Genomic DNA, 19,789 nt, shown 5'->3' on the forward strand with positions numbered 1-19,789 from the left:
GTCGTCAGCCTAACGAACGGGCCGCGGCCACGTCTGCATCCGCCTGGTCGCCGCTTTCCGCGGGCCAGGCCAGCCGGGTTTTCCGGCGGCGTCCGCGCAGCTGCACCTCCTCCCCGGTATGCCACAGCCGCTGTTCGTTCTCCTTCGCGAAATAGAGTGCGCTGCGTGAGGTCAGGACTCGTTCCGGGCGTTCCTTCGCCAGTTCGGTGAGCCGGGCCGCTTCATTGACCGGATCGCCGATCACCGTGTACTCGAATCGATTTGCCGCGCCGATATTCCCGGCCACCGCCAGGCCCGCCGAGACGCCGATTCCGATATCCAATCCGGGCACCTCGCGCAGTGCTTCGCGCAGCTCACGGGCGGCGGCCAGGGCCGCATCGCCGACGAATTTGTTGATCAAGCCGTGATGGCGGTCGATCACATCGACCACGATGCGGAAGAACTCGTTGAGCAGGCTGACCACTTCGGTGGGCGGGCGTTCGGCGGCCGTCGCGGTGGAACCGACCATATCCACGAACAGCACCGCCACGAATCGGGTTTCGCCGCCGAGTTCGGTGCCGTACTCGAGGGCGCGCCGCGCCACATCCTCGCCGACGTGCTGACCGAACAATTCCTGAAGTTCGCGGCGTTTGGCCGCTTCATCCATCATTCGGTTGAAGCCAACTTGCAGCAGCCCGATTTCCGAACCGTCGAAAACTTCCACCTGCACATCCCGCGCACCTTCTTGTACGCGATCAATTGCCTGGCTGAGCTGCCGGATCGGATCGGAAATACTCGACGCGGTGAGCATGGAAAGCGCCAGCGCCTGCATGATCACCACACCGCACAGCAACAGAATGGAGACCGCCAGCGACTGCGCGGAAAACTGAACGCGAGAAGAAATCTGCGTGATGCACAGCAGCACGATGGCGATCACCGGCGCGAAGGTGCCCATGCCCCAGGTCATGGCCATCCGGGTGCCGACACCCGGGGTCAGCGTGTGATCGAACGCGCCCACCGTCAGCGCCTCGGACGCCACCGGCCGCAGAATCCGCTCGCCCAGCATGTAGGTGAAGCCGAAAACAATGGTGGCGGCCATACATTCGGTCACGATCACCGCCGCGGCCAGCTCCGGTGCGCGCACGATGATCAAGGAGGCCATGATCGCGCCGCCGATCAGCCACAGCACCAGGTGCAGGATGGACTGCCGCAACGGCGCGTGCAGCGTGGCCATCTGCTCCTGGCGGCTCGGCGGCCCGCCGCGCATCTGCCACCGCATGACCGGCCGCAACATGAGCGCCGACGCCGTCAAGCTCAGCATCCCGCCGATCACGAAGATCAGCCCCGGAATCAGCAGCCCGGTCTCCCGGGTCGCACTCGTCCCGCCCTCCGGCACCGGCAACCCGTACTGAATGAACGCCCACACCAGGACAGCACCGAACGCATTGGCCGCGAGCATCGACGTGAGGTACAGCGGCCAGCGGGTTCGCATGGTCTGTTTGACCGCTTCCAAGGGCGCTGACACGGGAACCAATCTAGCGCCACCGATCATGTGCGCATGCCTGTGGACGGTTACGGCCTATAGGCTCGCTGACGTGAGCGAGGCACAGGCAGGGTCCCTGGATTCCGGCCAGGATTCCGGCAAATCGAAATCGGCCCGTCGCCGGGACGCCGAGGCCGTCCATCCCATCGTGCGGCAGGCCGCGGAATGGTCGTGGCGGCTGCTGCTCATCTTCACCGCCGTGCTGACCGTGGCGTGGATCGCGCAGCGCTTGTCGACGGTGACGATTCCGCTGGCCATCGCGCTGCTGGCGGCGGCGCTCATGTCGCCGCTGGTGGACATGATGCAGCGGTACGGGGTGCCGCGGTCGGTGGGTGTGTTCGTGGTGCTGGTGGGGGCGCTCGGGCTGCTGGCCGGGATCATGACCTTCGTCATCGAACAGTTCGTCACCGGTGTGCCGCAGCTGTCGGACGAGTTCAAGAACAGCGTCAAACAGATTCAGGACTGGCTCATCAACGGTCCGCTGCACATGAGCGACGATCAGATTCGCAATGCGGGCAACACCATCGTGAATACGATCGAATCCAATCAGGACACGCTGACCAGCGGGGCGCTGACCACGGCGACGGTGATCGGGCATCTGTTCACCGGGACGTTCCTGACGCTGTTCATCCTCATCTTCTTCCTCTACGGCGGGGATCAGATCTGGGAGTTCTGCACGCGGGTCATTCCCAAGCGGAACCGGGAGCGGGTGCGCACCGCGGGGCGGCTCGGATTCGGGACGCTGACCGGGTTCGTGCGGGCCACCGTGCTGGTGGCGCTGGTCGACGCCATCGGCATCGGTGCCGGGCTGGCCATTCTGAGCGTGCCGCTGGCGCTGCCGCTGGCCTCGCTGGTGTTCATCGGCGCGTTCATCCCGATCATCGGTTCCTTCATGGCCGGTGCGGTGGCCGTGTTCATCGCGCTCATGACCAAGGGCCTGGTCACCGCGCTGATCGTGCTGGGCATCACCATCGCGGTCATGCAGCTGGAAGGCCATGTGCTGCAACCATTGCTGATGGGCCGCGCGGTGCGTATCCACCCGCTGGCCGTGGTGCTCGCCATTGCCGCGGGCGTGGTGCTGGCCGGTATCGCGGGAGGTCTGCTCGCGGTGCCGCTGGTGGCGCTTCTCAATACCGCCATCCGGTCACTGCTGGCGGATTCGCCGGAGGAGCTGTACCAGGAGCTGACGACCGCCGATCCGCATCAGCGCATGTACGCCGCCGAACCGGACAAGCCGGATCCGAACCGCTACAAGCTGCCGGTGCCCGCCACCGACGGCAAGTCCGATGCGGACCCGCCCGCCGAGAGTTCCAGCGGTGACGGCAAGGACTGAACCCGATCCCAATGACGCCGCCACCGGTCCGCTGTGGCGGGCGGCGCAGGCCTTCCGGCTGGTCACCCTGCTCTACGCGGTGGGCCAGCAGATCGCCTCGGTACCGCATTACACCAATCAGCGCCTGAGCTGGGTGCTCATCGCCGCCATGGCGGTCTGGTCCGGGGTTTCGGCGGTGTTGTTGTCGCAGACACACTTCCGGAATCTGAAGCGGTCCAGGACCGCGGTCGTCATCGGCGACCACCTGGTGATTATCGCGCTCATCTTCGCCACCCGGTTCGTGGCCGACTACGACTGGTATCACAACCACTAGACCCTGCCCACCACGCTGTGGACGGCCAATGCCGTCATGTCCTCGGCCATTCTGTGGGGACCGCTCGGTGGCGTCGGCTCCGGCCTGCTCATCTCGGGGGCCATCATTACCGCCAGATCCCAATGGGAACTGGATGTCTGGCGCGATGCGACGCTGCCGGTGCTGGTCTCGGTGGGCCTGGCCATCGGGCTGGCCGCCAATACCGCGCGCCGGGCCCAGCAGCAGCTGCAGCGCGCCGTGCGGCTCACCGCGGCCGCGCAGGAACGCGATCGACTGGCCCGCGAGGTGCACGACGGGGTGCTGCAGGTGCTCAGCTACATCAAGCGGCGCGGCGCCGAAATCGGCGGTCCCACCGCGGATCTGGCGCAGCGCGCGGGCGAGCAGGAGGTGGCGCTGCGGGTGCTCATCTCCGAACAGGGCGAACGCGCCGATGCCGGATCCGCCGAGGAGGATCTGCGCCCGCTGCTGACCGCCCAGGCCACGCCGTCGGTCTTCGTGTCCACCCCCGGCGATCCGGTCCCGATCGGCCGCTGGGAGGCCCGCGAGATCGCCGCCGCCGTGGCCGCCGCGCTCGCCAATGTCGTCCAGCACGCCGGTGCGGGCGCGAAAGCCTATGTGCTGCTGGAGGATACCGGCGGCGAACTCATCGTGAGCGTGCGCGACGACGGGCCCGGCATTCCGTCCGGCCGCCTCGCCGAGGCCGAAGGGCAAGGGCGCATGGGTGTTTCGCGATCGATCATCGGCCGGATCGCCGCCATCGGCGGGACGGCGCAACTGCTCTTCGAAGCCGCGGGCGAGGACGATGGAGCGGAGTGGGAATTCCGGGTACCCAGGGCAGGATGAAAATCGGGAGGCGGACATGGCACCGGATGCGACCGGACAGCGGATCTCGGTCATGGTGGTCGACGACCACCCGATCTGGCGGGACGGGGTCGCCCGCGACCTCGCCGAGGCCGGATTCGAGGTGGTCGCCACCGCGGACGGCGTCGGCGCCGCCGGTCGGCGCGCGGCGGCGGTCACCCCCGACGTGGTCCTCATGGATATGCAACTCCCCGACGGCAATGGCGCCGACGCCACCGCCGAGGTGCTGCGCGTCTCGCCGCGCACCCGGGTGCTGGTGCTGTCGGCCTCGGCCGAACGCGACGACGTCCTCGACGCCATCAAGGCCGGGGCCATCGGCTACCTGGTGAAGAGCGCCTCCGCCACTGAACTCGAGGACGCCGTGCGCGCCACCGCCGCCGGGCAGGCCGTCTTCACCCCCGGCCTGGCCGGGCTGGTGCTCGGCGAATACCGGCGCATTGCCAATACCCCGCCCGATCGCGACGAACCGCACCGGCCCGCCCTCACCGATCGGGAGACCGAGGTGCTGCGCATGGTCGCCAAGGGACTGTCCGCCAAGCAGATCGCCACGCGGCTCAGCCTCAGCCATCGCACGGTGGAGAACCATGTGCAATCCACGCTGCGCAAACTGCAGTTGGGCAATCGGGTCGAGCTCACCCGCTACGCCATCGAACAGGGCCTCGAGTAGGGCGGATTCAGGGATTGCCCTGATGCGCGGCCGGTCGCCGGATCGCTAGCCTCGAAGCATGGGTGGTCCTGAATCTGTTTCCGGCGCCGACGCCACCGCGGTCGGCGACCGGGATCTGCGGGTATCGGATGTCGAACGCGAACATGTCGAGCGACTGCTGCAGCGCGCGGTCGGGCTCGGCATGCTCTCGCTGGGGGAATTCACCGAGCGCATGGATACGGCCCTGGCCGCCAAGACGCGCGGCGAGCTGAATGCCGTGCTGGTCGATCTGCCCGGTATCCGGCTGGCCGGGCAACCCGCGCCCGCGGCCCAGCCCTATCCGTCCGGCCGCCCGCCCTTCGGTCCCGCCCAGGCGCGCTTCGCACACGCCCAGGCCCGGATGGCGCACGCACAGCAGCGATTCGCGCACGTCCAGCAGCGTTTCGGCGCGCTGCCCGGCGGGACGCAACAATCCGCCACCGGGCATGTGATCCGCGCCCGGCTGACCGGGCTGACCCGCAAGGGGACCTGGCAGGTCCCGCCGGTGCTGGTGCTCAACGACTTCATGGGCAGCGTGACCCTCGACTTCACCCAGGCGGTCATGTCCACCCAGGTGGTGGAGATCCAGGTGGACGACGTCATGACCTCCATCGAGCTGATCGTCCCGTCCGAGGCCACCGTCGATCTGAACGGTCTCGACATCATCGGCGGCAGCATCAACAACAAGGTGCGTACCGGTCCGCCCATGGGTCCGCTGCACCTGGTGGTGCACGGCAGGCTCCGGCTCGGCTCGGTCACCGCCAAGCATCCGTTCGCCGCCCAGTGGAAGCGCTTCTTCACGGCGGGGTAATCCATCCAGCGAAACAGACCGGGCGGCAACAATTTACGGCGGGTATCGTCACGCACATGGTGGAAGGCGGCGTGACAGACTCGGTTCCGGAACCCTTCATCCGCATCGGCCGCGGCGAACCCCTGCTCCTGCTGCACGGGCTGGTCCTCACCTGGCAGTCCTGGACTCCGGTCATCGACGACCTCGCCGGTTCCGCCGGTCGTGCCGGTTACGACATCCTGGCTCCCACCCTGCCCGGCCACTGGGGCGGCCCCGCCCCCGCCCGCCCCGCCACCTTCTCCGGTCTCGCCGACGCCATGGAACTCCTGCTCGACGAGGCGGGCTGGGCCACCACCCATATCGCGGGCAACTCGGTGGGCGGCTGGCTGGCCCTCGAACTGGCCGCGCGTGGCCGCGCCCGCTCGGTCACCGCCATCGCACCGGCCGGACTCTGGGCCGGTCCCGACGCCGCGGCCTCGCTGCTGCGTCGGTATCGCGCCCTCGGTCCGCTCATCGGCCTCGACACCGACCGGCCCCCCGCCATGCCGTCGATGATCCGCAGCCTCCTCGTTCCGCTACTGGCCCACCGCCCCGCCGCCGTCCCCAACCGGCTCGCCAAGGCCATGGCCGCCGCCCCCGCCAACTGTTCCATCCTCACGGATCTGGCCGAAGACCCCGCTCTGCCTTTAGGTTTCACCGGCTTGGACACCCTCGACACCCCCACCACCGTCCTGCTGCCCGAACACGACCGCGTCCTGCCCCCGCATGTCTACGCGCCCCTCGCCGACACCCCGACCCTCACCGTGCGCGCCCTGCCCGGCGTCGGCCACGTCCCCATGCTCGAGGATCCGGACGCCGTCACCGCCGAGATCCGCGCCACCACAGCCCGCGCGAAGGCCGCCTCGCAATCGGCGTAACCCAACTCCCAGGTGATCGGGTAGTAATCGCCGCGCCGCCGGGTGTTTCTACTCATGCGTGCAAACGCCCTGGTCGACAGCATTGCTGGCATGAACACCGCCATCGATCCGCGCCTGATCGCCCGGTTGTCGACCGAATTCACCTCGCTCAGCACCCATATGGGAGTGCTCGGCCGCGACCTCGAGGCACTGCACCGCCAGGTCATCGCCGAACACGAGCGCCAGACCACCGATTCCGGCAAGGAAACCATCGCACCGCCCGCTGCCACACAGACAGCGGGCGGCGCCATGCCCGTCGGCCCCGGGCATGAGCCCGGCGAGTGGATGCGGTCGGCACCGACGGGCGATCCGGAAACCCCGAGCCGCCCTCTCGCACCCCCCACACCCGGTCGGCCGCCGAACCCGTATGCCGCCCCGAGCCCGGTTCCCGGCGCGCCGGTTCAACCTGTGCCGACGTCGTATACGGCGGGGGCTATGGCCCGGGGCGGTCAGCCTATGCCCGGCCCGCAGGTGGGTGCTGTGCCCGGTGGGGTGCGCGGGGGCTGGATGGGTGGCGGGATGTATCAGGCATATCCGCCCGCGCAGCCGCCGCGGCGACTACCCGCGCGGGAGCCGCGGACGCCGTGGTGGCAGCGGGAGGGGGTGATCAGCCGGGTGCTCGCGGTGGCGGGTGTGGGGGTCACGCTGATCGGCGTGGTGATGCTGCTGGTGCTGGCGGCGCAGGCCGGGTTCTTCGGGCCGGTGCCGAGAGTCGTTGCGGGGGCGGCGTTCTCGGCTGCGCTGGTGGCGGTCGGGATGCGGGTGTACGGGCGGGCCGGGGGCAGGTGGGTGCCATTGCGATGGCGGCTACGGGTATCGCCGGGGGATATCTGGATGTCGTGGCGGTGACCGCCATGTACGGGTGGGTGCACCCGGTCGTCGGATACGCGGTCGCACTGGGTATCGCGGCGGGCGGCGTGGCGCTCGCGCTGCGATGGAACTCGCAGGCGCTGGCGGTGCTCGTGGTGCTGGGCGCGGCGCTGCTGTCCCCGGCGGTGACCACCGAACTGGCGCTGCTCGCCTTCCTCATCGTGCTGCAAATCGCGGCTCTGCCTGTGCAATTGGTGCGGGACTGGCCGTTCTTGCACATCGTGCGCATCATGTCCGCCGTGCTGGCGACCCTGACCACCGTCGCCATGGCGGGTCTCGGCGACGAATCGCGCGGGCACCGCTACCAGGTGCTCGCCGCCGCTGTCGTCATCGCGGCGGTGGGGCTGGCAGGTTCGGTGCTGGTGGTGCGCCGTCGCGCCGGGGATATCGCCGCGAGCCTGACCTTCGCCGCGGCCACGGTGCCGCTGCTGGCCGCGCCCACCATGTTCGAACGGCGCACCGCCATACTCGTTTCCGCGGTGTTCGCGGCGGTGCTGCTGCTGGTCGCGGTGCTGCCGTGGTTGCCGAAGATCGCCGACCGGGTGCGGATCCCCGGTCACCTGGCAGCGGTCGCCGCGGTGACCGGCGCCTGCGCCGTGCTGGAGGCGTGCCTCAGTGCGACGGGTGAGCGCACGTTCGCGATCTCCCAGTACCTGGTCGCGCTCGGCTTCCTGGCGGTCGCCGGGCAGCAGCGCTCCCGGGTGGCGGCGGGGATCGGTGCGGTCTTCGCGGTGCTCGGCACCCTGAAGTTCCTCTCCTACGCCACCCCGGAGACGCTCGCCGAGCAGCGCAATGCCATTGACCACCTGGGCTTTTCCACGGCGCTGACCGCCGTGGCGGCACTGGCCGTCCTGGCCGCCGGATTCTGGTGCGTCCGCCGACTCGGCGTGGCGGCCAATGAATCCGAGGGTACGGCGCTCGCGGTGGTCGGCGGCGTCGCGGGCTTGTACGCCGTCACCGCCTCGGCGGTCTCGCTCGGCGTCGCCACCGGCAGCCCCGACGGTTTCCTTGCCGGTCACGGCATTGCCACCGTCGTCTGGATGGCCGCCGCGACCGGAGCGCTGCTGTTCGGGCTGCGCCGTCTGGCCCGGACGCCGCAACAGGCGAAAGTCGCACTGGGAGCGGGTCTGCTGGTCACGGCGGCGGCCTTGGCCAAGCTGTTCCTGTTCGATCTGGCCACACTGGACGGCCTGGTCCGGGCTGCGGCCTTCCTGGTGGTCGGCGTCCTGTTCCTGCTGGCGGGCACCCGATACGCACGGGCCTTCGCCGAAGCGGGGAACAACGGAGCGCCCTCGCACTAGGCGCCAATACGAAACGCCCGGCCGGACTTGTTGTCCGGCCGGGCGTTTCGATTGTGATCAGTCGCGGTTCTGGCGGCGGAGCAGTTCGTTGACGCTCACCGTGCGGCCTTCGCCGCCGCGATGCTTGCCTTCGTCTTCGTCCTTGGCGGGACGGCGCTTAGCGGAGCGCAGGTCCGACATCCACTGCTCGATGCTGCTGCGACCGCCGCCCGCCTGGGGCTGATCCTCGGCCGCGTGGTGGGTCGGATGATGCTGTTCGGCAGCCGAATCCGCGGGCTGCGCCGTCTCGGGCTCGTGCGGCTGGTACAGCTGGGCGCGCGTGGCCGGATGCGGGGGCAGCTTCGGCACGCCGGGGGGCGGCAGTACCCGATCCGCTCCGGCGGTCGGCTCCGCCGACGGCGATTCCGGCTGGCGGACAGGCTGAATCGGTTGCGGGGCGGGCTGAATCGGCTGCGGTGCGGGCGGAGTCGGCTGCGAGATCGACGGCATGACCGGCTGGGGAGCCGGGGACTGTGCGCCGGGCTGCTGGGCGAAGGAACCGTCCTGGCCGCGCGAAGCTGGCTGGTCAGCGGCGAGCCTGGGGACCCCCGGGGAACCGGGATCCGCCGTGGGCACACCGGAACCGGGCAGTGTGAAGGCGACATCCGGATCGCGGTCGGGTCGACGGGCGCCGCCCGACATGGGGTCGATGCCGGTCGGCGCACCGCCATCGCGCTGCGCGCCGCCGTTGAACTGCGGGCCGTTGCCGGGCTGAGCGTTGCCGCCGGGTTGGGCGCCGTTGCCGGACCGCTCGGTTATACCGCTGCCGGACTTGGGTGGAATGCCTTGGGCGGGGGGCTGTTTGGCGACGGGGGTGGTCGGGGCGGCGTCGCCCAGTTTCTGGGTGGGCGCTTCGCTGTCGACGTCCACGGTGCGGGGCTTCGGCTTGAAGCGGCCGATGCGGGGCATGGCGCCGCTCGGGGTGAGGGCGGGCATCTGCATGGTGACCGGGTCGGTGACCGGGGTGGTCTTGACCAGGTCGATGACCTCGCCGCCGCCGGGGCGCTCATCGTCGAGAATGGGCTCGCCCAGGCCGATCTTCTGCTGGATCTTCTTCATCCAGGCCGGGGCCCACCAGCAGTCGTCGCCGAGCAGCTTCATGGTTGCGGGCACCAGCAGCATGCGCAGTACGGTGGCGTCGATGAACAGCGCCGCCACCATGCCGTAGGCGATGTACTGCATCATGACCAGTTCGGAGAAGGCGAACGCGCCCGTCACCACCAGCAGAATTAGTGCCGCCGCGGTAATGATGCGGCCGGTCTGCGCGGTGCCGATGCGGACCGCCTCGGTGGTGCTCGCGCCCTGGGTGCGCGCTTCGACCATGCGGGACAGGAGGAATACCTCGTAGTCCACGGATAGGCCGTAGATGATGGCGATGATCAGCACCAGCACCGGCGACATGATCGGCTGCGGCGTGAAGTTGAGCAGGCTCGCGCCGTGACCGTCGATGAAGATCCAGGTCAGGATGCCCAGCGTGGAGCCGAGGCCGAGCGCGCTCATGAGCGCCGCCTTGAGCGGCAGCACCAGCGAGCCGAAGGTGAGGAACATGAGGATGGTGGTGACCAGCAGCACCAGCGCGATCATCAACGGCATGAGATCGAGCAGCGAGTTGATGGAGTCCATCATCATGACCGGCTGACCGGTGACCATGACCTGCGCGCCCTCGGGGATTTCCATGGCGCGCAGGAAGTCGACGGTCTCTTCCGGATGGGCACTGTCCACGACCGTGGCCTCGGTGACCCACACGTTCGAATCGTTCGGCGGCTTCTTCGGGGCCTGGAACTGGGAGTTCTTCACCAGTCCGGGCGCTTGGTTGGCCTGGGTGAGAATCGACCCGATATTGCGCGAATCGTCGGTGACGATGATCAGCTGCACCGGATCGGACTTGCGCAGCGGAAAGACCTCGTCGAAGTGCTCCTGCTCCAGACGCGTCGGATTGTCCGGCGGCAGATAGGTTTCCGAGATGCCGCCGAACTGCAGGTTCTTCACCGGGATGATGAGCAGCAGCAGCACGATGGTCAGCGGGATGGCCACCTTGAGCGGGTGCTTCATGACCCACGCGGTCTGCCATCCCCAGAAGCTGTTCTCCACCTCGTCGGCGGTCTTGGTCTTGCGAATCCACTTGAGTCCCAGCATGTCCACGCGCGGGCCGAGAACGCTCAGCAGCGCGGGCAGCACGGTCAGCGCGGAGACCATGGCCAGCAGCACCGCGGCGATGGTGCCGTAGGCGACGGACTTGAGGAAGCCCTGCGGGAACAGCAGCATGCCCGCGCTGGCGGCGATGATCATGGTCGCCGAGGACGTGACGGTGCGTCCGGCCGTCATGACCGAACGCCGCACCGCCGCCTTGGTGTCATAACCCTCGGCCAGTTCCTCGCGGAACCGGCTCACGATGAACAGGCCGTAGTCGATGGCCAGGCCCAGGCCGATCATGGACACCACGGCGGAGACGAACGAGTTCACCTCGGTGAACTTGGTCAGCGCCATGATGATGCCATTGGAGGCCAGAATGGTCAGGCCGCCGATGATGAGCGGCAGCGCCGCGGCCACCACACCGCCGAAGATGAAGAACAGCAGCACCGCGACGGCCGGAAGCGCCAGCAGCTCCATGCGTTTCACATCGCTGGCAATGGTGTCGTTGAGCGTGAAGGCGATCGGCTGCAGACCCGCGACCTCGACCTTGATGCCGGGAATCGCGAAGGCGTCCTTCACCTTGTTGTAGTTCCGCAGCATCTCGGTGTCGTTATTGCCCTCGAGGGCCAGGGACGCGAAGGCGTACTTCTTGTCCTTGCTGCCCGCGACGTTCGGAATCCACTCGCCGGTATCGGTTTTCCAGTAGGCGCCGTTGACCTTCGTGATCAGCGGGTATTCCTGGGGCAGGCTGTTGAGCTTGTCGACGACCTTCTTGCTGAAGTCCTCGCTGTCGATGTTCTCGCCGTCGGGCGCGGTGAACAGCAGCAGGATGTCGGCGCTGTGATCGCGCCCGTAGACCTCGTCCTTCAGCTCAGCGGCCTTGACCGACTGAGAATGCGGATCGAACCACCCGCTGGAGCTGAGATGGTCTCCGAGTCCGAGCCCGAACACGCCGAGCGCGAGGAATCCGGCGACGGCTACGCCCAGAACGGTGAAGCGCAGCTTGTAGACCAGGTCGCCCCAGCGGGTGAACACTAAGCGACTCCTCGTGCGGGACGGGAGGTGAGCAGCGCCGACAGCGGCCGGAACGGCTGCAGCCAGGCTCCCTCGTCGGGCAGCGAATCGAGGCTGACCCGGGGCAGCGGTTCACGGAACACGCCCGGGATGTCCTCGAGATCGATGAACTCGAGAATATCCGACGTGACCGCCCAACTCGCGTGCTCGCGGAATCCCAGCACCTGAACCGGCACGCCGGTGGCGGCGATCTCCTCGAGCGGTGCGCGGAAGGCCTGGCCATCGGCGGAGGCCACCATGATATCGGCCAAACCCGCACCGCGACGGCGTAGTTCGATATGGGCCAGCATGTCGGAGTCGACATCGGAATCTTCGTCGATCTTGGGCTTGGCGAAGACGGCATAGCCGACATTGCGCAGCGCCTCCACCCACGGCCGCACCACATCGGCGGTGCCGGGGGCGATATTGGTGAAGACCGTCGCCTCGGGTTCGACGCGGGTCACGCTGCCCACGGATAGTTCCGCGGTGCGCGCCAGCAGCCAGCGGCCGAGCGCATCGAAGCGGGGGCGATAGGCGGCTGTCGGGCGGCCGCCGAGAATCGCGCCGAGACCCATATCGAGGTTCGGTGCGTCCCAGACGAGCAGCACGCGGCGCACATCCGCGGGGCCGCCCGGAATGGCCGGGCCGCCCGTTAGCTCCCCCGAGGCAGTGCCGTGCATTATTTCGGCAACATCCGCGACCTCCGGGGCCATCTCACTGACGCTCATGATTCGATCTTCCCCCAGATGAACTCGCTGATGGCGCTACCCGCGCGGAGTCCTTTGCTTTCGAACTTGGTAATCGGGCGTTCAAAACCGATTGGTGCCTTTTCACGATACGCCTCCGGATCCCCACCGGTGGTCTCATTCATGCCGATGAGCTGGGATTCTCCCGCTCCGACCGCGGCAATCCACTCTGCGTAATCGGCGTGGTCCGTGGCGACATGCAACACGCCGCCGGGGCGCAGGCGATTCGCGATGAGTGTCACGGTCTCGGGCTGGAGCAGCCGTCGCTTGTGATGGCGCGCCTTGGGCCACGGGTCCGGGAAGAACACCCGAACGCCCGTCAGCGACTCCGGAGCAATCATGTGTTCCAGAACGTCGACCGCATCTCCGCGCAACAACCGGATATTGCCGATGTTTTCGCGTTCCACCCGCTGCACCAGCTGCGCCAGGCCCGGCCGGTACACCTCGATGCCGATCAGATTGAACTCCGGTTCGGCCTGCGCCATGGCCGAGGTGGCCGTGCCGGTGCCGCAGCCGATCTCGATGATGAGCGGTGCGCTGCGGCCGAACCAGGCGTCGGCGTCGAGCGGATCATCGGAGACGTCCCGGCCGATCACCGGCCACATGCGCTCCCAGGCCGCTTCCTGCGACGGCGAGATCGCGCCGCGGCGGGCGCGGAAACTGGTGACCCGGGGGTAGAGCCGATTGCCCTTGGGGTGATCGGCATCACCGGCCTGCTCGGCGGACCGCGGCCCGGGGACTGACTCGGCAGTATGGTTCGCGGCGTCGTTCACGGGCCCCATTGTCCAGTGTTGGCTAATTAGCGCAGCAATCGACCACGAGTTCGGGCATGTGCCCTCAAGCAGGCTGCCAGGCCCGACACCTCGGCGGTGGACGGCGCCGGTTCCCGGGTCAGGGCCAGGCCGAACGTGACACGCATTGAGGTAGTGGCCATTTCCAGCATGCCGCGCCAGCGGGACGGGGCCAGGGCAACTGACCAGACGGTTCTTGTCGTGGGGGCTTGCAGCGGCACGTCCGCAATGCGATCGGCCAGCCAGTCCAAGCTCAGGGGCGTCGACAGCGGCAGCAGCGAGAAATGCTCACTGAGACGGTCGCGCACGTACCAGACCGCCGCACCGCCCTCGCGGTAGCGCTGTACCTGACCGTCGATTCCGGTCACTTGAATGATCTGGTCGTTCATGGGTTGCACCACCAGCACCGGGCAGGCGGGCGCGGTATTGCCCAGGCGCATGTCGTCGAACATGGGCTCCAGGTCCGGGAGCACCTCGTCGAGAGGACGGTGCAGGTAGTCGTCCATGCGGCGGCCGATGAGCAGCGGCAGAGCCGCGATCGGGCCCAGGCTCTGCGCGCGCTCCAGAATCCGGCGGCCCTCCGGCGTGAAATCCTTGGCCACCACCTCGGCCAGCGCCGGATACACCCGGTGCAAGGCGGCAATGACAATGGCCGGGAATCCGGCGTACATGCTGCCGTTCAATCGCAGGAACACATTCCGGGGATCGCCGACCGGCGCGCCCAGCACCGCGCCCACAATATTCAGTTCGGGCGCGTACTCCGGGGCCATTTCGATCGCCCAGGAACTGGCCATGCCGCCGCCCGAATAGCCCCAGACCGCGATCTTGGTCTCCGGCCGCAGGCCCAGCGGCGCGAACCGCAAGGCGGCGCGCACACCGTCGAGCGCGCGGTAACCGGGCTCGCGGGCCGCGCCGAAATTACCGTCCGGGCCCTCGTGATCGGCAATGCTCACCGCCCAGCCGCGGCGCAGCGCACCGGCGACCAGCATCCATTCCAGCTGGGTGATGGAGCCGGGCGCGAGCGCCCCGAGTTGCAAGGCATAGGAGGGCGCGCACCGATCGGTGACGGCATCCTGGGCCGACTGGAAGGCCAGCAGCGGCCGATCCGCATCCGGTGCAGCGCCTTTGGGCAGCAGCACGGTGGTGACCGCGACCTCGGGGCGGCCGTGCAGGTCGCTGCTGCGGTAGAGCAGCTGCCATGCCGTCACCTGCTGCGGAACCACGCCGAGCAGCGCCAGCTCCACCGGCCTGCTGCGCAGGATCGTGCCCGGGGCTTGCAGATTGAAGCCCCTGGGCGCTCGGAAGAAGGGATCGCGGCTGGGCGGCAGCGGCCGACCAGCCGCGGGTCTATCGGCGTTATCGGTCCCCCCGACCGCCTCGGCGGTGAGCGTCATCGCAACCTCCTCCTCGTGTCCCGGCTGCCGGACGCGAGAGGAATATCGCCGAAGCCGTGATCTGCGTAACAGCCGACGAAAGGGCAACATTAGGTGACGCGGGGGTGTCTGTGAAGAGCCGTCGCACCGAATTGTGCTGCCGCACAGGTAGACCCGATTCACACGCCGGGACGTGTCCCGGTGAGCGGACAATCCCGCACCGACCTGGCCGAACCTCCCACGCGCGCAACCCCGCTGAACTAGGCTGCCCGCGTGCCGCCCGGGCGACTCCCGCGCATCCAGGTCACCGGCCGTGCCCGCGCCGGAAAGACTACAGTATGTAATGCCTTGTCGCTGCGCTCCGCCGAGGAAACGACCCCGATCGACGAACCCGGGCAACCGGATCCGACTCTCGACGCCGACCTGATCCTCTACATCCTCGCCGGATCACTCCAGCCCGCCGACCGTCGCGCCCTCACCGCCATCCCCCGCGACCGCGTCCTTGTCATCCTCAACAAGGCCGACACCATCGGCACCCGCTGGTCCGACGCCGCGACCGCCGCCGAATCCCACAGCGCCACCCTCGGCCTGCCCGTCTTCCCGGTGGTCGCCACCCTGGCCGCCCACACCCGCGCGGGCACTCTCACCACCGCCGATATGCAAACCCTGCACCGTCACCGCACCCGCACCGACCCGGCCTTCACCCTCGCCCCGGGCCTCTTCAACGCGCCGGACCTCGGCATCGACACCGCCAACCGGCAACTCCTCCTGACCCGCTGGGAGCTCTACGGCGTCGCCTGCGCCCTCACGGCCCTCCGTCACGACCCGACCCTGCCCCCGCGCACCCTCCTGCACGTTCTGCACTGCGCCAGCGGAATAGACCCCGTCCACGAGGAACTCCACCGCCGCTACGAGCCGATATCGATACCCCACGCTCCCGAAATTCCCCTTGCGCGAATCGCTTCGCCGCTTGTCGAGTGACCGGATCAGGCTGCCGTGCGGGCAAGCCGTTTCCGGGGCTGGAACGAATTACCGGTGTTGGACCTCGACCCGGCATCAGCCCACCACACGCATCCGCCCGAGCCCACGGCATTGCCCGGGCCGACTGTGGTGCCCGGTGATTCAGTGCGGGGGAGGGCGGCTGAGCCGGACTGTCATTCGGATGCGGGGGAACGATTTCCGGCCGGGTTGTCGCTTCCGGTGCCCGAGCGGTCCGTGTCCGCGGTCGAGGCGTCCCGGTCCGCGGTATCGCCGTCGTTCGCCTCGCTGTCGTTGCCGCCGGTCGAGTCGATTCCGCCGGAGGCCGCCTCGCCGCGGCCGGAAAGTGATGGACGGCCTACTGATTCGGGCGGCGCTGTGCCCGCCCCGGAGGCGGGTGCGAGCTCGGATGAACGGGAAGCCGTGCGGCCGAGGCGGGGTGCGGAGTCGGCGACATTGCGGGCGGCGGGCCTCGACCCGCGGGCCGAGGTGGTGGTGGCGCGTTGGAATCCGCATGGGCTCGCGTTGCTGCGGGCGCTGTGTTCCGGTCGGACGGGTACCGCCGGATCGGTTGGGCTGATCGGCGGGGACGATGTCAACGCGCTACTGCTGCGCACGGAACTGGCGCGGTTCACGCCGCGGGTCGCGGTCCACGTGGTTGCCGAGAGCGATCTCGGCGCGCCGCCGGACCAGATGGCTGAGCCGATCCTGCCGATCCTGCCGATCACGGCGATTGCGGAGCTGGCGCCGGTCGCGCTGATCGTGCTCGACGGGGGAACCCCGGTCGGCGCGGACCTGCTGCGGGTAGTGCGGGGGCTGCGGGCGGATGGCACGCGGATCGTGTTCGCGCTGGACGGGATTCACGCACACGCTGAATGGGAGGCGGTGCGGGCGCGGGATATCGCGCTGCTGGGGGCGGAGTTCGAGTCGATCGGCGAGGTCGAGGTGATCCCGGTGTCGGCGCGCCTGGCGGGCGTCGCGCGGGCCAATGGTGATGGGGCGCTGCTGGATCGGTCGGGGGTGGGGTTGTTGCATGCGCGACTGGTGGCCGCTGCGGGGGCGGGGGCCGTGGCGGATCAGGCGGCCATCGTGCGGGCGCGGGTGGTCGCGGAGACGCGGCGGCGGATCGAGCAGCAGTTGGAGAAGTTGCATGCTGGCGGGGATGTGGCGGCGCTGCGGGAGGAGCGGGCGCGGATGCTGGCGGTGGGGGATGGCGGGCGGGGGACCGCGCTGGCCATGGTGCGGAATCGGTCGCATTTGGCGCGGGTGGATTTGGTGCACGAGGTGGGTGCGCGAATACGGGCGGCCAATGCGGGGCTGCGGAGTGAGGTCGAGCGGTTGGCGCGCGGGGGGCATAAGAGTTTCCCGCGGCGCGCGCAGCAAACAGTGGAAAAACTCACATATGAGATCGACCGCCTGATTCGCCGGAGAATCCAGGAATTGGCGCGGCAAATCGAGCAGGCGCTGGGTGATTCGGAGTGGGAAATCGGGGGCGGGGAACAGCCGCCGACACCGCGTATCGGGCCCGATCCGCAGCCGCGCTGGCGGGGTGTCGAGGACCATCTGCTCATTGCGTTCGGGGCCTCGGCCGGATTCGGTTTCGGGCGGTTCGTGGTGGCGCCGCTGACGTGGTGGGAGGCGCTGGACTACGCGATCATCCCGGTCAGTTTGATCTTCGGTGTCACGGTCGCGGGGTGGGTGGTGCGGGCGCGGCGGCAGCTCGCGGAACGCGCTCACCTGCAGCAATGGGTCTCCGAGGGGCTGGTGAACGTGAAGGCGCAGCTGGAGCAGCGGGTGACCGCGGCGCTGGTCGCGGCGGAGGAGCGGCTGACCGAGCAGGTGGTCGGGGCGGCCACCGCGCATATGGTCGAAACGGACTTGCGGGTCGGGGAATTGGAGGCGCAATTGCGGCAGGCGGCGCACCGGAGACCGGGCCTCACCTCGGCATGCGAACGTGACCTTGCCGCGCTCGAATTCGGATAGTTGCAGGTCCGAGGTTTCGACCAGGTACCGACTGGACAACCCGATTCCATCCGACGGGATATATGGCGTTAACCTCTATGGCAGGAACCTGGGCGTCCGCTTGGTCCTTGTACACGCCGTCCAGCCAGGACGTGCATCCTGCAAGCCAGGTGGGTGCCTTGCCGCATTTGGTGGCACCCGGTGTCGCGAGCGCCGAGCGCCCCCCATCTCAGGAGAGTTGTTTCATGACCTCAGCGACCATTCCTGGTCTTCACGATGGCACCGCGCCCACCGAGCACAAGGAACTGCTTGCCTGGGTACAGGAGGTCGCAGAACTCACCCAGCCCGACCGCGTGGTCTGGGCGGACGGGTCCGAGGCGGAGGCCGAGCGCCTATCCGAGCAGCTGGTCGCCGCGGGCACCTTCAAGAAGCTGAACGAGGCCAAGAAGCCCAACTCCTACCTGGCACTCTCCGATCCCTCCGACGTCGCGCGCGTCGAATCTCGCACCTACATCTGCTCCAAGTCCGAGGCCGACGCCGGTCCGACCAACAACTGGGTCGATCCGACCGAGATGCGCGCCACCATGACCGAGCTGTACCGCGTCTCCATGAAGGGCCGCACCATGTACGTGGTGCCCTTCTGCATGGGCCCGCTCGGCGCCGCCGACCCCAAGCTCGGCGTGGAGATCACCGACTCCGAGTACGTCGTCGTCTCCATGCGCGTCATGACCCGCATGGGCGCGGCCGCGCTGGAGAAGCTGGGCACCGACAAGCCGTTCGTGAAGGCGCTGCACTCCGTGGGCGCGCCGCTGGCCGAGGGCCAGGCCGACGTGCCGTGGCCGTGCAACGACACCAAATACATCACCCACTTCCCCGAGGACCGCGAGATCTGGTCCTACGGCTCGGGTTACGGCGGCAACGCGCTGCTGGGCAAGAAGTGCTACTCGCTGCGCATCGCCTCGGCCATGGCCCACGACGAGGGCTGGCTGGCCGAGCACATGCTCATCCTCAAGCTCATCTCGCCGGAGAACAAGGGGTACTACATCGCCGCCGCATTCCCGTCGGCCTGCGGTAAGACCAACCTCGCCATGATCCAGCCGACCATTCCGGGCTGGCGCGCCGAGACCCTCGGCGACGACATCGCGTGGATGCGCTTCGGCGCCGACGGCCGCCTGTACGCGGTCAACCCGGAATTCGGCTTCTTCGGCGTCGCGCCGGGCACCAACCACAGCTCGAACCCGAATGCCATGGCCACCATGGAGGTCGGCAACACCGTCTACACCAATGTCGCGCTCACCGACGACAACGATGTGTGGTGGGAGGGCCTGGAAGGCACCCCCGACCACCTCATCGACTGGAAGGGCAACGACTGGTTCGAGCGCGAGTCGGAAACCCTCGCCGCGCACCCGAACTCGCGCTACTGCACGCCGATATCGCAGTGCCCGACCCTGGCTCCGGAATGGGACGACCCGCAGGGCGTGCCGATCTCGGCCATCCTCTTCGGCGGCCGCCGCAAGACCACCATCCCGCTGGTGACCGAGTCCTTCGACTGGCAGCACGGCGTGTTCATGGGCGCCACCGTCGGCTCCGAGCAGACCGCCGCCGCCGAGGGCAAGGTCGGCACCGTGCGCCGCGACCCGATGGCCATGCTGCCGTTCATGGGCTACCACGTCGGTGACTACCTGAACCACTGGATCACCCTCGGCAAGAACGCCGACGCCCAGGCGCTGCCGAAGATCTTCTACGTCAACTGGTTCCGCCGCGGCGGCGACGGCCGCTTCCTGTGGCCCGGATTCGGCGAGAACTCCCGCGTGCTGGAGTGGATCGTGAACCGCATCGAGGGCACCGCGAACGCCGAGGCCACCCCGATCGGCCATGTCCCGCACGCCGCCGACCTCGACCTCGAGGGCCTGGACGTGAACGCCGCCGACGTCGACGAGGCGCTCGCGGTCAATGTCGAGGAATGGCAGCGCGAGATCCCCTCCATCGAGGAGTGGTTCGAGTTCATCGGCGACAAGCTGCCCTCCGGGCTCCGCGACGAGTTCGAGGCGCTCAAGCAGCGTCTGGGCTGATCACAGCGGCA

At 68.5% G+C, this 19,789-nt stretch carries 14 protein-coding genes and 1 pseudogene; 10 read left to right on the plus strand and 5 right to left on the minus strand.

The annotated features are described in order from the left end of the window. Nucleotides 1-4 precede the first annotated feature (4 nt). On the minus strand, nucleotides 5-1,471 hold the full coding sequence (locus tag NC4_RS05310; protein WP_067533272.1) for an adenylate/guanylate cyclase domain-containing protein: 1,467 nt from the start codon (nucleotides 1,469-1,471) through the stop codon (nucleotides 5-7). A gap of 127 nt (nucleotides 1,472-1,598) precedes the next feature. Between NC4_RS05310 and NC4_RS05315 the strand changes: the two genes are divergently transcribed. From NC4_RS05315 to NC4_RS05340, 7 genes and pseudogenes are all read left to right on the plus strand, one after another. Beyond that, complete coding sequence (locus NC4_RS05315; RefSeq protein ID WP_067533275.1) at nucleotides 1,599-2,855, plus strand: AI-2E family transporter; 1,257 nt, start codon at nucleotides 1,599-1,601, stop codon at nucleotides 2,853-2,855. Then, nucleotides 2,809-4,011, plus strand: a pseudogene (gene macS / locus NC4_RS05320) (MacS family sensor histidine kinase). The gene NC4_RS05315 and the pseudogene macS overlap by 47 nt, the downstream one beginning before the upstream one ends. 16 nt (nucleotides 4,012-4,027) lie before the next feature. Beyond that, nucleotides 4,028-4,696, plus strand: a complete 669-nt coding sequence (locus NC4_RS05325) for a response regulator (RefSeq protein WP_067533070.1) — start codon at nucleotides 4,028-4,030, stop codon at nucleotides 4,694-4,696. A 58-nt stretch (nucleotides 4,697-4,754) separates the two neighbouring features. After that, nucleotides 4,755-5,525 (plus strand): DUF1707 SHOCT-like domain-containing protein, encoded by a 771-nt coding sequence (locus NC4_RS05330; RefSeq protein ID WP_067533072.1) that lies wholly within the window; start codon nucleotides 4,755-4,757, stop codon nucleotides 5,523-5,525. A 71-nt stretch (nucleotides 5,526-5,596) separates the two neighbouring features. Beyond that, a complete protein-coding gene (locus NC4_RS05335) occupies nucleotides 5,597-6,421 on the plus strand; it encodes an alpha/beta fold hydrolase (RefSeq protein ID WP_169814725.1) in 825 nt (274 codons plus the stop codon). Between the two features lie 54 nt (nucleotides 6,422-6,475). After that, nucleotides 6,476-7,309: a hypothetical protein gene (locus NC4_RS42185; protein WP_245721508.1), complete on the plus strand. Its 834-nt coding sequence runs from the start codon at nucleotides 6,476-6,478 to the stop codon at nucleotides 7,307-7,309. Continuing rightward, nucleotides 7,261-8,631 carry a DUF2339 domain-containing protein gene (locus NC4_RS05340; RefSeq protein ID WP_245721500.1) on the plus strand — a complete coding sequence of 457 codons (1,371 nt, stop codon included), beginning with the start codon at nucleotides 7,261-7,263 and terminating at the stop codon, nucleotides 8,629-8,631. Before NC4_RS42185 ends, NC4_RS05340 begins: the two co-directional genes overlap by 49 nt. A gap of 57 nt (nucleotides 8,632-8,688) precedes the next feature. Here the strand turns inward: NC4_RS05340 and NC4_RS05345 are convergent, their stop codons facing one another. The 4 genes from NC4_RS05345 to NC4_RS05360 are packed head-to-tail and all read right to left on the minus strand — an operon-like array spanning nucleotide 8,689 to nucleotide 14,787. After that, a complete protein-coding gene (locus NC4_RS05345) occupies nucleotides 8,689-11,838 on the minus strand; it encodes an MMPL family transporter (RefSeq protein WP_067533078.1) in 3,150 nt (1,049 codons plus the stop codon). After that, nucleotides 11,838-12,584, minus strand: coding sequence for an NYN domain-containing protein (locus tag NC4_RS05350; RefSeq protein WP_084528519.1), 747 nt, complete (start codon nucleotides 12,582-12,584; stop codon nucleotides 11,838-11,840). Before NC4_RS05350 ends, NC4_RS05345 begins: the two co-directional genes overlap by 1 nt. After that, on the minus strand, nucleotides 12,581-13,384 hold the full coding sequence (gene trmB / locus NC4_RS05355; protein ID WP_067533081.1) for a tRNA (guanosine(46)-N7)-methyltransferase TrmB: 804 nt from the start codon (nucleotides 13,382-13,384) through the stop codon (nucleotides 12,581-12,583). The genes NC4_RS05350 and trmB overlap by 4 nt, the downstream gene beginning before the upstream one ends. Before the next feature lie 17 nt (nucleotides 13,385-13,401). Then, nucleotides 13,402-14,787 carry a lipase family protein gene (locus tag NC4_RS05360; protein ID WP_067533084.1) on the minus strand — a complete coding sequence of 462 codons (1,386 nt, stop codon included), beginning with the start codon at nucleotides 14,785-14,787 and terminating at the stop codon, nucleotides 13,402-13,404. A 327-nt stretch (nucleotides 14,788-15,114) separates the two neighbouring features. Between NC4_RS05360 and NC4_RS05365 the strand changes: the two genes are divergently transcribed. The 3 genes from NC4_RS05365 (at nucleotide 15,115) to NC4_RS05375 (ending at nucleotide 19,778) form a co-directional block, all read left to right on the plus strand. Then, the gene (locus NC4_RS05365) at nucleotides 15,115-15,747 is read left to right on the plus strand and encodes a hypothetical protein (protein WP_067533087.1); all 633 of its coding nucleotides are present in this window, start codon (nucleotides 15,115-15,117) and stop codon (nucleotides 15,745-15,747) included. 219 nt (nucleotides 15,748-15,966) lie between these two features. Then, nucleotides 15,967-17,727 (plus strand): amino acid adenylation domain-containing protein, encoded by a 1,761-nt coding sequence (locus NC4_RS05370; RefSeq protein WP_157554302.1) that lies wholly within the window; start codon nucleotides 15,967-15,969, stop codon nucleotides 17,725-17,727. Nucleotides 17,728-17,951: 224 nt separating this feature from the next. Then, a complete protein-coding gene (locus NC4_RS05375; RefSeq protein WP_067533090.1) occupies nucleotides 17,952-19,778 on the plus strand; it encodes a phosphoenolpyruvate carboxykinase (GTP) in 1,827 nt (608 codons plus the stop codon). Nucleotides 19,779-19,789 lie beyond the last annotated feature (11 nt).

It is taken from the genome of Nocardia crassostreae (genome assembly GCF_001613405.1).
Classification (GTDB): domain Bacteria; phylum Actinomycetota; class Actinomycetes; order Mycobacteriales; family Mycobacteriaceae; genus Nocardia; species Nocardia crassostreae.

What these genes read in the sequence shown, in the direction of transcription:
- NC4_RS05350 (WP_084528519.1), bottom strand. Translation starts at nt 12,584, where the DNA reads ATGAGCGTCAGTGAGATGGCCCCGGAGGTCGCGGATGTTGCCGAAATA.
- NC4_RS42185 (WP_245721508.1), top strand. Translation starts at nt 6,476, where the DNA reads ATGCGTGCAAACGCCCTGGTCGACAGCATTGCTGGCATGAACACCGCC.
- NC4_RS05330 (WP_067533072.1), top strand. Translation starts at nt 4,755, where the DNA reads ATGGGTGGTCCTGAATCTGTTTCCGGCGCCGACGCCACCGCGGTCGGC.
- NC4_RS05325 (WP_067533070.1), top strand. Translation starts at nt 4,028, where the DNA reads ATGGCACCGGATGCGACCGGACAGCGGATCTCGGTCATGGTGGTCGAC.
- trmB (WP_067533081.1), bottom strand. Translation starts at nt 13,384, where the DNA reads ATGGGGCCCGTGAACGACGCCGCGAACCATACTGCCGAGTCAGTCCCC.
- NC4_RS05360 (WP_067533084.1), bottom strand. Translation starts at nt 14,787, where the DNA reads ATGACGCTCACCGCCGAGGCGGTCGGGGGGACCGATAACGCCGATAGA.
- NC4_RS05375 (WP_067533090.1), top strand. Translation starts at nt 17,952, where the DNA reads ATGACCTCAGCGACCATTCCTGGTCTTCACGATGGCACCGCGCCCACC.
- NC4_RS05340 (WP_245721500.1), top strand. Translation starts at nt 7,261, where the DNA reads ATGGCGGCTACGGGTATCGCCGGGGGATATCTGGATGTCGTGGCGGTG.
- NC4_RS05310 (WP_067533272.1), bottom strand. Translation starts at nt 1,471, where the DNA reads ATGCGAACCCGCTGGCCGCTGTACCTCACGTCGATGCTCGCGGCCAAT.